Annotated in this window: 6 protein-coding genes; 5 read left to right on the top strand and 1 reads right to left on the bottom strand. The window is 69.9% G+C overall.

All coding sequences use genetic code 11. The features are described from left to right. Nucleotides 1-448: 448 nt before the first annotated feature. Nucleotides 449-697 (top strand): zinc ribbon domain-containing protein, encoded by a 249-nt coding sequence (locus ACFP2T_RS36595; protein ID WP_377430173.1) that lies wholly within the window; start codon nt 449-451, stop codon nt 695-697. Between the two features lie 677 nt (nt 698-1,374). After that, complete coding sequence (locus ACFP2T_RS36590; protein WP_377430170.1) at nt 1,375-4,212, top strand: ATP-binding protein; 2,838 nt, start codon at nt 1,375-1,377, stop codon at nt 4,210-4,212. Nucleotides 4,213-4,268: 56 nt separating this feature from the next. On the opposite strand, the gene ACFP2T_RS36585 is transcribed toward ACFP2T_RS36590, so the two are convergent. Continuing rightward, nucleotides 4,269-7,769, bottom strand: coding sequence for a phosphatidylinositol-specific phospholipase C domain-containing protein (locus ACFP2T_RS36585; protein WP_377430167.1), 3,501 nt, complete (start codon nt 7,767-7,769; stop codon nt 4,269-4,271). Nucleotides 7,770-8,611: 842 nt separating this feature from the next. On the opposite strand from ACFP2T_RS36585, the gene ACFP2T_RS36580 reads away from it, so the two are divergent. From ACFP2T_RS36580 to fdhF, 3 genes are read left to right on the top strand one after another with little or no spacing between them, the layout of a single operon-like run. Continuing rightward, nucleotides 8,612-9,085 (top strand): formate dehydrogenase subunit gamma, encoded by a 474-nt coding sequence (locus ACFP2T_RS36580; RefSeq protein ID WP_377430164.1) that lies wholly within the window; start codon nt 8,612-8,614, stop codon nt 9,083-9,085. Then, entirely contained in the window at nt 9,085-10,650 is a 1,566-nt protein-coding gene (locus ACFP2T_RS36575; RefSeq protein ID WP_377430162.1) for a formate dehydrogenase beta subunit, read from the top strand. Before ACFP2T_RS36580 ends, ACFP2T_RS36575 begins: the two co-directional genes overlap by 1 nt. Nucleotides 10,651-10,664: 14 nt before the next feature. Continuing rightward, nucleotides 10,665-13,478, top strand: a complete 2,814-nt coding sequence (gene fdhF, locus ACFP2T_RS36570) for a formate dehydrogenase subunit alpha (protein ID WP_377430159.1) — start codon at nt 10,665-10,667, stop codon at nt 13,476-13,478.

Below are 13,478 nucleotides of genomic sequence, written 5' to 3'. Positions count from 1 at the left end.
TTCCGGAGGGGGTCAAAATTCAACCGGAACCACGGGGTCAGTTTTCACGCGGCGCCGACATGCGGCGACGATGTTGGCTCGGCGGTCCCTGTTGAGGTCGTGGGGCTGTGGGGTTCGGGACATGGTCGCCACGTCCCAGGCGCGGGTGGGGGAGACCTCTGTGGCGGTCATCGGCGCCGGCCCGGCCGTACGTGCTGGGACGGATCGCCGTACGGCTGGTCCGGCTGCCTGCCCCGGCGCCCGATGCGTGGTGCGTACGCCCTTGCCTCGACCGAGGGGTCGCAAGGCCCTCGTGCGCAGCACCCTGTGCGGCCGGACGGCATCGAGCTGGGGCGGGTCCGAGCCATCTGGATCGCCGCCCGGGGCTGAGCCGGCTGGCATCGGGGTATCACCGTGGAAGAGTCCGGCGGACCACGCCGGACGCGATCCAGGCGAACAGGGGTACCGCATGTTTCTGATCTTCGGTCTGCGCACCAAGTCGGAGCGGCTGGGGCTGGTCCCGATGGACTGCCGGGTCTGCGGGCAGTCCGGCAGCATGCTGCTGGTGCGCGAGATCACCCGGTTCAGCCTCTTCTTCGTACCGCTGTTCCGGGTCCGGACGAAGCACGTGCTCTACTGCACCAACCCGCTCTGCGGCGCGCGCACCGACATCGGAGCGGGCGAGGCACGCCGGCTGCTCGCCGGAGCACCGCGCTGACCGGCTGCGTGGATAGCCCCACCCGGTCGGCAGCGACGGGTACGGACTAGATCGCGTCGGCCTCTGCGAGTCCGCCCTGCTCGGTGGCTGTGCGGACGGTTGACCATAGGTCAGCAACTCCGGCCTGTCGCCCACCCCATAGAATTCGTTCGATCTGTCGGCTCGCCCGAAGGGTGTGCGCGCGTCCGCGCAGCTGTCGGGTTCGCCGCCTCGGCTCGGGGCGGCCGAGGATGGAGCAGGCTGGGAGCGGGAGCTGGTGCATCAGTATCTGCCCGGATACCTCGGCTCGGGGATCTGTGACCGCACCATCAGCGGTGATGGCTCCTCCCACGGTGTCGGCGCGCCCTCCTCCCGGGAGAGGGATCAGCGAACTGTCCAGGCCCAGAGACCCACCGCGTACGGCACCCGGCTCCGAGGACACCGCGGTCTGCCGGCTCCAAACTTGACTAGCGAATCGGCATTGTCACCGACCCGTGCCCAATGGATGGAGGTCGGCTTGCAGGCCAACCGAATGGTCACCGGCTACCGGGCTCGCCGAGGTGAGTCCCTCTGCGGGCCGGCCACCGGCTCGGCGGTTGGTGCTCACGACCATCGGGACCATTGATAGACGCATCCGTTGCCATACCTGAAAGGTCATGCCAATTTCCGCTGAGCCTCCGGCGTTCTGGGTAGGGCGCGTGGCCGAGATCGCGGTGTTACGGGACGCGGTCAGCCGCCTGTGTGCCGGCGCCGGCGCAGTGGTCTGGATCGAAGGCGAGCCGGGAATCGGCAAGTCGTCGCTGGTGGCGGCCGGTGCCCGGCTCGGCGAGGAGCTCGGCTGCCAGGTGTCGCGGGGTGTCGCCGACCAGCTGGTCCACCCGCCGCCCCTCGGCGTGCTGCTCGACTGCCTGGAGATCGGGCCGCGCTCGTCCGACCCGCGCCGGGCGCAGATCGCGGCGTTCCTGAGCGCCCGGCGTCCCGCCCTCGACCTCGCCGACGCAACCTACGCGGCGGCCGTCGAGATGGTCGTCGCTCTGGTGGACGAGTTGTGCACCGTGGACCCGATGATGCTGATCGTCGACGACGTGCAGTGGGCCGACGACGCGTCCCTCGACGTGTGCCGCAGGCTGGCCTCGGCTGCGGCGCACCTGCCGCTGCTGCTGGTCCTGTCGTACCGTCCCGGCACACACCGGACGGCCGTGCGGCGACTGCGCGACGTTGCACGCCGGCGGGACGTGATCCGGATCCCGCTCGGGCCGTTCGACCCGGAGGCCGTCCGTAGCCTCCTCACCGAGCTGGTCGGCGCGCCACCTGGGGCCGGGTTGGTCAAGCTGGCGGCCCAGGCGATGGGTAACCCGCTGTACCTGCGGGAACTGATCGAGTCACTGGTCCGGGAGGACTTGGTGGACATCGGCGCGGAGGCCGAGGTACGCGACCCGGGGCCGGGCATGGTGCCGAGGTCGCTGGCCGCGGCGCTGGACAGCCGGCTGAGCTTCGTCCCGGCCGGCACCGTCGAGCTGATGCGGGCGGCGGCGCTGTTCGGTGGGGAGTTCGCGGTCACCGAACTCGCGACGCTGCTCGGCCGGCCGGCGATCGACTTCTCGGCCGATCTGCAGGAGGCGGTGGCGGCGGGGATCCTGGTCGAGGCCGGCCGGCGGATGCGGTTCCGGCACCCGCTGATCCGGCAGGCCCTCTATGACGGCATGCCGGCGGCACTGCGCGCGGCACTGCACCTGGACGTGGCGCGGGCACTGGAGGCCGCCAGCGTCGAGCCGCAGCGGGTGGCCCAGCACCTGCTGGCCTCCGGCGTGGTGGGGAACCGCTGGGCGCGGCGCTGGCTGACCGACGCCGGCCCGGTGCTGGCAAACCGGGCGCCGAACCTCGCGGCCGAACTGCTGCGCCGGGAGCTGGACCACGACCCGAGCGATGAGCACGAGCGGGCCTCGCTCGGCATGACCCTGGCCCAGGTCCTGATCGCCACCGGCGAGCACGAGGTCGCCGCGGTACAGGCCCGGCAGGCACTGGAGGCCGCCATCGATCCGGGCGACCGTGGCCACCTCTGGTGGATGCTCGCCCGCGCATTGTTCAGCGGCGGTCACAACGACGCGGCGGTGGCAACCCTGCATCGGGCACTCGGCTCGAGCGACCTGCCCGACGCGTGGCGGGCACGGCTGCTCGGCTCGCTGGCGATGTTCCAGCGGGCGGGCTGCGGCGACGTGGACACGGCGGACGCCACCGCGCGGGAGGCGCTGCGGACCGGAGAGGCAGCCGGGGACGCGTTCGCGACGGCGTACGCGCTGACGCATCTCTGGATCAGTCACTCCGTACGGCGACAGCATCGGCTCGCCCTGGGCAGCGTGGATCGGGCGATCGAGGCGTTGGGCACCGTCGCCGACCACGTCGACCTGCGGGCGTTCGCCCTGCACGGACGGATCTTCTCGCTGCAGAACCTGAGCCGGTGGTCGGACGCCGAGGCGGCCCTGCGCGACGCGAGGGATTTCCTGCGTACGGCCAACCGCGCCGACGACACCACCTCCGGAGTAACCGCTGCGGTGCTGATGTTCTGGCTGGGGCGATGGGACGACGCCCAGGCGGAGCTCAACGCGGCCGAGCAGAACACCTCGGCGTCGACCTATCGTGGGTTACGGGAAGGCGGACCGGGATGGCTCTGGCATGGTGTGGCCGCGCTCATCGCCACCCGTCGCGGTGAGCGGGCCCGGGCCGCCGCGCATCTCCGGGCGGGATTCGACCGCCCCGTGGTCACCGTCGCCGATCGGGAGAGCACCGACTTCCTTCTCGTGGCGCGGTCACTCGCCGCCGAGCAGGAGGGCGACCTCCGCAAGGCTCTGGACCGGCTCGGCGGGTTCCTCGAGCGCCGACCCGGCGAGATGACCCTGACCCACCAGTGGTTGCCCGGACTCGTCCGGCTCGCCCTGGCGGTGGACGACCGGTCGGCGGCGGAGGCCGGGGTACGCGCCTGCCTGGCCGAGGCGGCAGCGGAGCAGGTGCCGGCCCGGGCCGCCGCGTCGGCCGACCGATGTCGTGGCCTGTACCACGCCGACCCGGCGCCGCTGCGCTCGGCGGTGGCCCACTACCGGGACAACGGGGTGCCGGTGGAACTCGCCGGGGCGTTGGAGGATCTCGCTGCCGTCCTCGCCCAACGGTCCGAGATCGCGCAGGCGCGTACCGCCCTGGACGAGGCGATCGACCTCTACAGCGGGTTCGGGGCGACCTGGGACATCCGTCGGGCCGTCGCGCGGCTGCGCGGGTACGGGTTACGGCGCGGCGTACGGGGTGCCCGGGCCAAGCGCGCCGGACATGGCTGGGAGGCGCTGACCCCGACCGAACGGAAGATCGCACTGCTGGTCGCGGCCGGTCGGTCGACGCCGGATATCGCGCAGAACATGTTCCTCACCCGTCGGACGGCCCAGACCCACATCTCGCGGATCCTGGCGAAGCTCGGCATGCGCAGCCGGGTGGAGATCGCGGGTGCCGTGTTCAGTTCGGAGCCGGACAGCGTCGCCGCCGACCGCTGACGGGCGCCCGTCCGGACCCGATGGGCCCGGACGGGCATCCCCCCTCGACTACCGTGCTAGCTGGCCGGACCGATGAGCCGCCAGGGCTCCTGGTCGGGGTTGGCCCCGGTGCCGGGCGCGTTGCCCTGGGTCCACCACTTGGCCTGCCAGACCTTCCCCCCGTACTTCACGGTGACGTCCTGGACCGCCTGGCTCGCCGGGTTGTAGACCTTCCCGGCGTCCCAGGCCGGTGCCGAGCAGCCACCGGCCGCCGGGGTCGTCTTCGCGGCCCCCCGGTTCTGCTCCGGCACCGAGGCGTACGTGGTGCTGCCGAGCTTGACCGTGGTGTTCACCGGTCCGGTGGCCGGGATGTAGTAGACGATCGGAAGGTCCAGGCTCTGCCCGGCCGGGATTATCTGGCAGTAGTCCAGCGCGTAACTGACCCGGTGGAAGGCGCCGGACAGTCCGGTGCCGGCATTCGGGCCGGTGTGTCCGGCCTGCACCTGCCATCGGCCACCCTGGGCGCTGGTCTGCCAGTTGCTGTCCTTGATCAGCGCGGGCGTGGAGGTCGGCAGGTCGAACGAGATGACGTTGTCCCTGCCGCCGCCGATGGTGACCCCGGTGTTGTTGCTGATCCGTACGGTCGGGGTCAGTGGCCACAGGCTTGCCGTCTCGGTCGGGTACCGCACCAGGTCGACGGTCACGTCGACAGCCGCCGCCGGTCGCTGCACCGAACTGTCGGCGCTGCGGTTGTCGCCGTACGCCCCGGCGCCCTGGAGCCGTTCGTGCAGCCGGCGGGTCAGGGTGTGGCCCATCACGCAAGGATTCGCGCCGGTCGGCTCGGCCGGACACTCGTAGTCGCCGGAGAGCTCCCACATCATCACGCCACCCGCACCCTTGCGGTTGACGTAGTCCACGATCTGGTCCAGGCTCCCGGTGTCCTGGATGGAGAGATAGGTCTTCTTCTCCGGGTTCCACAGCGACGCGGTGCGGGTGGTCGCGTCCCAGTGCCGGTCGTAGCTGCCGGTGCGCCGGTCGTTCGGGTCGGTGTCCGGGGTCAGGCCGACCGCCTTGGCGTACCGGGGGGTGAGGTCGTACTCCAGGTTCTTGGCGTGCCACATCGGGTTGACCCCGGCGCCGATCTCCCGGCCGTCCGGGCCGAGGTCGTGCCAGATGTTGTCGATGCCGACCGCGCCGTTGCCGCAGGGCCGGACCAGTCCGGTGCCCGGCGGGCAGTTGCTGCCGACGGAGCTGCCCCACAGGCCGTTGCTGCCACCGCTGACGTTGCGCCAGCCCCGGGTGTAGTACGGGATGCCTATGTTGATCCGCCCGGCCTGCAACGCGCCACGCAGGTATTGGAACGCCCAGTCGGTGTTGAAGAAACCGATCTTCTGGTACTCCGGGGTGGAGTACAGCTCGCTCAGCTCCGGGTCCTTGCCGTCGTCGTACAGGGCCGCGTTGGGGCCGACCACCTCGTTCCAGGAACCGTGGTAGTCGTACGCCATCAGGTTGGCGAAGTCCTGGTAGCGCAGCGCCTTGTGGTTCTCCATGCCCCGGACCAGGTAGCCGGAGCCCGACGACGCGGAGGTGAGCAGGTAGTAGCGGCCGCTGCTGGCGGCGGCGCGGTCCAGCTTCTCCCGCAGCGTCTTCATCAACGCCGTGTACGACGTCGGCAACCCCTTGCGCCGGGACCGGGCGGTGTCCCAGTCGTTCGGGTTGCCGGTGTCGTCCAGCACGGTCGGGTACTCGAAGTCGATGTCGACACCGTCGAAGCCGTACCGGGCGAGGAACTCGACCACCGAGTCGGCGAAGGTGTTGATCCCGGCCTGGTTGGTGCTGCCGTCGGTGTTGGTGGTCATGCTGTAGAAGCCGCGGCTCTGCGCCCAGCCGCCCACCGAGATCAGCGTCTTCACCCGGGGATGCAGTCGCTTGTACTTGGTCAGCAGATTGAAGTGCCCCCGGTACGGCAGGCTCTGGTCCATCTCGGCGCCGGGTACGGTCCAGGTCATCCCGGTCGCCGGGTTGTCCGGACCGTCCGCGCCGACCGAGATCCGGTTCCCGTCGATCCAGGCGAAGGCGTAGTTGATGTGCGTCAGCCGGGACCATGGCATGTTCTTCACCAGGTAGTACGGCTCGTCGTCCGCGCCGGTACGGCTGCCGTTGAAGTAGCCGATGACCCGCCGGTCCCGGCCCTGGCCGAGCCACTCCCGGCCGTCGCCCTGATAGACCCGGCAGTACGGGGTGGCGGTGCCGGCGGTCGGGATCATCCCGTCCGGGCGGCACTGCGCGTGGTCGCCCGGCACCGCCGGCCGGGTGCCGCCGTTGTCGCCGCCGGGATGCTCCTCCATCGGGTCGCCGGCGCCCCCGTTGAGGCTGCCGCCGGCCTGGCCACGTGGGTTCCGGGCGAGGATCTCGTCGATGAGCTTCCCGCCCGGGAAGTCCATCATCACGATGCCGAGCCGGTCCATGGTCTCCCGGCCGCCGAAGTTGTCCGCACGGTCCGGATAGAACTCCGGGCACCGGCCGTCGCTGTCGCGCAGGCACTGGATGAGGAACTGGTTGACCCCGGTCGCCGTCGGGGTGCCGCCGGCCACGGTGTAGGGCCGTACCCCGCCACCCGTGCCGCTGGTGAAGTTCATATACAGCGAGTCGGGCTCGTGGTCGTGGCTGGTCTGCTCTCCCCGGTTGGCGTCCCACACCCCGTTGGTCCTCCGGAGATGCGTCCGGACCTTCTCCCACTTGTCGCTGATGTGGGTGATCGTGCCTACCCCGTATTCGTCCTGGACGTAGTGGTTGAAGGAGCCCTCTCCCGGGTAGAGCTGACCGATCCCGTAGCCGGGGTAGATGCCGCCGAACGGTCCGCGGAACCCGAGCAGGACGATCTTTCCGCGTACGGCGCCGAGGTCTGGTGTGCTGGCCTGCCGGTTTCCGTCGACCGAGTCCGCCCAGAACAGGTTCCGCCAGGCCCGGCCCGACATCGTCTCGTCGTTATCGCCGGTGTACACCCGGCCGGTGAGGTAGGAATCGAAGACCTTCCGCCGCCACTCGGTGGTGTTGTAGCCCGCCGCGTCGGAACAGCTCGTCAGTCCGCCCTCGCACTCGGCCTTGAGGTTCAGCAGTACCGTCTCGGTCGGGTTCGCCCGGAGGAAGGCTTCGGTCTTCGTCAGTACGTCGGTGAAGTTGGCGTGCTGGTAGTAAACGCCGTGGTGGACGGTGAAGGTCAGGCCGGCGGCGTCACTTTCGTCCACCCGGACCCGGATGTCGATCGACCGGATACCGGCGTCCAGTTGCACGGCCAGGGTCTCCGCGCTGTACCCGTGGGGCTCCTGCGTCTGCGTGTTCTCGGTCGAGCTGAACTCGCAGTCGTCGCCGTTTCCACTGGCCGACAATCCGCACAGCGAGAGCGTGTCGTGGGTGCCGGGAACCGACAGATCGGCCAGGCTGGCGTCGTCCGATACCCGGGACATCCAGTTCCGGTTGGCCTCCGCGGCAGATTCGATGCTGTTGTAGTAGTCGTTGGCATAGGCCGGGGCGGCGGGGCCGAAACCGACCGTCGCGGTCGTGGCGACCAGAGTCATGACGAGCAGGGTGACCAACATCAGTGGCTTCCGGATACGCCTCGGCCGTACCGTCGCAGCCGGCCCCCTGGGCCAACCCGGCGGGGCGTACGGTCGATGTGTCGTCGGCATGGCAGACCTCCGGCAGGCGCGATCGCGCGCACGATCACGCGGAAAGGGGTGGAAGTGAAGATGCTCGAAGTCTCTGCGCGACGAGCCGCCGAGACATCTGTCAGATGACGACGATGTACGCCGGCCTGAGCGCGGTCACCTTGGCGGGCGCCGATCCCCGGGCCGCGTCCGGCGGATCTTCCGTCCGGCGGATTCCTGCGGCCGGTGCCCTGGCTGGGGCCGCCTCGGTCCGGGTGGTGCAGCCAAGCCGGGTCAGGAGCCGCGAGACGTGGTCGCGGTGAGCAGCACCAGTAGACCGAACATTGAGAGCGTTGTCAGGTCGGGGCGGAGGAGGGGTTGCCCACGCAGGGCCTGCCAGGTCAGCAGGGTTACGCCTGCTGGTGCTGCGGCTGGCCCAGGAGAACCCGACCTGGGGCTGCCGGCGGATCCAGGGCGAGCTGGTCGGCCTCGGCTACCGGATCGCAGCCAGCACCGTATGGAAGATCCTCACACGGGCCGGGCTGGATCCCGCACCGCGGCGCAGCGGGCCGACCTGGACGCAGTTCCTGGCCGAGCCAACGCCCACGCCCACGCCGAACGGTGGGTACGCACGGTACGTCGGCGGCGCCGTCGCCCCACACCTTGATAGAGGGCGCCTATTGATCAATTGGAGCTATCGATATTGCATACCGTATCCAACGCGCAGTAGGGTGGAGCCTGATCGATCGGCGTGGAGCGGAGGTGGGATTGTCGTGGTCAGTCCTGGCACGTCGGTAACGGATCGGGTGCGTGCACTGGTCGCGGCGCATCGCGGCGATCGCGGTGCGCTACTGCCGATCCTGCACCGCATCCAGACCGAGTTCGGCTACGTCGACTCCGACGTCGTACCGGTGCTGGCGGCCGAGCTGAACATCTCCCGCGCCGACGTGCACGGCGTGGTCACCTTCTACACAGACTTCCGGTCCGAGCCCGCCGGCCGGACCGTGCTGAAACTCTGCCGGGCCGAGGCCTGCCAGTCGGTGGGCGCGGAACGGCTGGTCGCGCACGCCGAACAGGTGCTGGGAATCAAGGTCGGTCAGACCACCCCGGACGGTTCGGTGACGTTGGAGCAGGTGTTCTGCCTGGGCAACTGCGCGCTCGGCCCGGCCGGCCAGATCAACGAGCGGGTGCAGGGACGACTCAGTCCGGCCCGGCTGGACACCCTTCTCACGGAAGCGGTGAGCTGATGGCAGCGCCGGTGACGACGATCTACGTACCCCGGGATTCCGCCGCGCTCTCCGTCGGTGCCGACCTGGTCGCCGCCGAGCTGGAGCTGGCGGCGACGAAGATCGGCCGGCCGATCCAGGTGGTCCGGAACGGTTCGCACGGCATGCTCTGGCTGGAACCGCTGGTGGAGGTGGTCACCGAGCGCGGACGGATCGGGTACGGGCCGGTCGAGCCCGAGGCGGTCGGTGACCTCGTCGCGGCCGGACTTTTCGACGGTGCCGACCACGAACTGTGCCAGGGTGTGGTGGCGGAGCTGCCGTGGCTGCGGAACCAGACCCGGCTCTGTTTCGCCCGGGTCGGCGTGACCGATCCGCTCTCGCCCGAGGACTACGTCGCGCACGGCGGGCTGACCGGATTGCGCCGCGCGCTGGGTCTGCCCATGGCGGACGTGGTCGCCGAGGTCACCGAGTCCGGACTGCGTGGTCGAGGCGGCGCGGGCTTCCCGGCCGGAATCAAGTGGAAGACCGTGGCCGACACCCCGGGCCCGCTGAAGTTCGTCTGCTGCAACGCCGACGAGGGCGACAGCGGGACGTTCGCGGACCGGATGCTGATGGAGGGCGACCCGTTCACCCTCATCGAGGGGATGACGATCGCCGCGTACGCGGTCGGCGCGACCGAGGGCTACGTCTACATCCGTTCGGAGTATCCGGACGCGGTGCGTACCGTGCGCGAGGCCATCGCCGTGGCCCGCGAGCAGGGCTGGCTGGGCGAGGACGTCCTCGGCTCCGGGCTGCGGTTCGACCTGTTCGTCCGGGTCGGCGCGGGCGCGTACATCTGCGGCGAGGAAACCGCGATGCTGGAGAGCCTGGAGGGCAAGCGCGGCATGGTCCGCGCGAAGCCACCCATCCCGGCGATCACCGGCCTGTTCGGCAAGCCGACCGTGGTGAACAACGTGTTGACGCTGGCCTCGGTTCCGGCGATCCTCGCCGACGGCGCGGCGGCGTACCAGGCGCTCGGCGTCGAGCGGTCGCGCGGCACCCAGGTGTTCCAGTTGGCCGGCAACGTCGCCCGGGGCGGCATCTTCGAGACCGCGTTCGGCATGACACTGCACGAGCTGATCCACACCTACGGCGGCGGTACGCGTACCGGGCGGCCCGTCCGCGCGGTGCAGGTCGGCGGCCCGCTCGGGGCGTACCTCCCGGCGACCGGCCTGGACCTGCCGATGGAGTACGAGGCGTTCGCCGCCGCCGGCGCGATGCTGGGCCATGGCGGCATCGTGGTCTTCGACGACAGCGTGGACATGGCGGCGATGGCGAGATTCGCGATGGAGTTCTGTGCGGAGGAGTCCTGTGGCAAGTGCACGCCCTGCCGCGTCGGCGCGGTGCGGGGCGTGGAGGTGATCGACAAGATCGTCGCCGGGCAGGACCCGGACGGGAACCTGGCTCTGCTGGGCGATCTCTGCGAGCTGATGACCGAGGGGTCGCTGTGTGCGATGGGCGGCCTGACTCCGATGCCCGTACGCAGCGCGTTGCTGCACTTCGCCGACGACTTCACCGCTCGTGACGTGAAGCCCGCCGGCCGATAGAAGGAGGCCACATCATGAGCCTGCTCAAGGAACCCGACCTCGGCACTCCCGCCAAGGCCGGACCGGCGACCGTGACGGTCGAGGTGGACGGCCTGCCGGTCACCGTGCCCGAGGGCACCTCGGTGATGCGTGCGGCGGCGCTGAGCGGGATCGACATCCCGAAGCTCTGCGCCACCGACAGCCTGGAGGCGTTCGGCTCGTGCCGACTCTGCCTCGTGGAGATCGACGGCCGGCGGGGGACCCCGGCCTCCTGCACCACCCCGGTCGCCCCAGGGATGAAGGTGAGCACCCAGACACCCAAGCTGGAGAAGCTCCGCCAGGGCGTGATGGAGCTGTACATCTCCGATCATCCGCTGGACTGCCTCACCTGTTCCGCCAACGGCGACTGCGAGTTGCAGGACATGTCCGGCGCCGTCGGCCTCCGGCAGGTCCGGTACGGCTACGACGGCGCCAACCACCTCGACGAGAAGACCGACTCCAGCAATCCGTACTTCGACTTCGAGGCATCCAAGTGCATCGCCTGCTCCCGCTGCGTGCGGGCGTGTGGCGAGGTCCAGGGCACCTTCGCGTTGACCATCGAGGGCCGTGGCTTCGGCTCGAAGGTCTCCGCCGGTGGGACCGACTTCATGAGTTCCGAGTGCGTCTCCTGTGGTGCCTGCGTACAGGCCTGCCCGACGGCGACGTTGCAGGAGAAGTCGGTGGTCCAGCTCGGCATGCCGAGCCGTAGCGTGATCACCACCTGTGCCTACTGCGGGGTCGGCTGCTCGTTCAAGGCCGAGCTGCGCGGTGCCGAGCTGGTCCGAATGGTGCCCTACAAGGACGGCGGCGCCAACGAGGGGCACTCCTGCGTCAAGGGCCGGTTCGCGTTCGGCTACGCCACCCACCCGGACCGGGTGCTCACCCCGATGATCCGGGAGAAGATCACCGACGAGTGGCGTCCGGTCGACTGGGACACCGTGATCTCGTACACGGCCGCCAGGCTGCGCGACATCCAGGCCCGGCACGGGACCGGCGCGATCGGCGGCATCACCTCCTCGCGTACCACGAACGAAGAGGTCTACGTGGTGCAGAAGATGATCCGGGCCGCGTTCGGCAACAACAACGTGGACACCTGCGCCCGGGTCTGCCACTCGCCGACCGGGTACGGCCTGAAGCAGACCTTCGGCACCTCGGCCGGTACCCAGGACTTCCGCTCGGTGGCCCAGTCCGACGTGATCATGGTGATCGGTGCGAACCCGACCGACGGGCACCCGGTGTTCGCCTCCCGGATGAAGCGCCGGCTGCGCGAGGGCGCCAAACTGATCGTGATCGACCCGCGCCGGATCGACCTGGTCCGTTCGCCGCACATCGAGGCGGCGCACCACCTGCAACTCGCGCCCGGCACCAACGTGGCCGTGGTCAACGCGATGGCGCACGTCGTACTCACCGAGGGGCTGGTCGACCGGGACTTCGTGGCGCAGCGGTGTGAGGACTTCGACGGCTGGGCGGAGTTCATCGCCCGTCCGGAGAACAGCCCGGAGGCGGTCGAGGAACTCACCGGCGTACCGGCCGAGGAGCTGCGGCAGGCCGCCCGGCTGTACGCCACCGGCGGCAACGGCGCGATCTACTACGGTCTCGGCGTCACCGAGCACAGCCAGGGCTCGACCATGGTGATGGGGATGGCGAACCTGGCCATGGCGACCGGCAACATCGGCCGGGAGGGCGTCGGCGTCAACCCGCTGCGTGGGCAGAACAACGTGCAGGGCTCCTGTGACATGGGCTCCTTCCCGCACGAACTCCCCGGCTACCGGCACGTCTCCGACGACGTCGTCCGGGGGGTGTTCGAGAACATGTGGGGGAGCACGTTGCAGGCCGAGCCGGGTCTGCGCATCCCGAACATGTTCGACGCCGCCGTCGAGGGCAGCTTCCGGGCACTCTACGTGCAGGGCGAGGACATTGCCCAGTCCGACCCGAACACCAAGCACGTGCACGCCGCGCTGGCGGCGCTGGAACTGCTCGTGGTGCAGGACCTGTTCCTCAACGAGACGGCGAAGTTCGCCCACGTGTTCCTGCCCGGCACCTCCTTCCTGGAGAAGGACGGCACGTTCACCAACGCCGAGCGCCGGATCAACCGGGTCCGGCCGGTGATGGCGCCGAAGACCGGCAAGCACGAGTGGCAGATCGTCGCGGAGATCGCGCAGGCGATGGGCTACCCGATGCGGTACGACGACCCGAGCGAGATCATGGACGAGATCGCCGCGCTCACGCCGACGTTCTCCGGGGTCTCCTTCGCCAAGCTCGACAAGCTCGGCAGTGTGCAGTGGCCCTGCAACGAGAACGCTCCGGAGGGCACGCCGATCATGCACATGGACGGCTTCGTCCGGGGCAAGGGCCGGTTCGTGCAGACCCCGTTCGTGCCGACCCGGGAGCGCAGCACCCGGAAGTACCCGCTGATCCTGACCACCGGCCGGATCCTCAGCCAGTACAACGTCGGGGCGCAGACCCGGCGTACCGCGAACGTGGCCTGGCACCCGGAGGACGTACTCGAGATCCATCCGCACGACGCGGAGGTCCGGGGCATCAACGACGGTGACGAGGTCACCCTGACCAGCCGGGTCGGTGCCACCTCGCTGCGCGCGGTTCTCGCCGACCGGATGCCGGTCGGCGTGGTCTACACCACCTTCCACCACCCGGTGACCGGCGCGAACGTCGTCACCACGGAGAACTCCGACTGGGCGACCAACTGCCCGGAGTACAAGGTGACGGCGGTCCAGGTTGGTCTCAAGAACCCGCCGAGGTCGGCGGAGGTGGGCTCCGCCGAGGCGTTGCTGCCGGCGATGGCGGACTGA

The organism is Plantactinospora solaniradicis (assembly GCF_042658085.1).
Classification (GTDB): domain Bacteria; phylum Actinomycetota; class Actinomycetes; order Mycobacteriales; family Micromonosporaceae; genus Plantactinospora; species Plantactinospora solaniradicis.
The sequence above is the reverse complement of the archived record's forward strand: the minus strand, read 5'-3'. Positions and strand labels throughout refer to the sequence as shown.

Excerpts from the sequence above, each read along its gene's own strand:
- fdhF (WP_377430159.1), top strand. The coding sequence starts at position 10,665 with ATGAGCCTGCTCAAGGAACCCGACCTCGGCACTCCCGCCAAGGCCGGA.
- ACFP2T_RS36575 (WP_377430162.1), top strand. The coding sequence starts at position 9,085 with ATGGCAGCGCCGGTGACGACGATCTACGTACCCCGGGATTCCGCCGCG.
- ACFP2T_RS36595 (WP_377430173.1), top strand. The coding sequence starts at position 449 with ATGTTTCTGATCTTCGGTCTGCGCACCAAGTCGGAGCGGCTGGGGCTG.
- ACFP2T_RS36585 (WP_377430167.1), bottom strand. The coding sequence starts at position 7,769 with ATGACTCTGGTCGCCACGACCGCGACGGTCGGTTTCGGCCCCGCCGCC.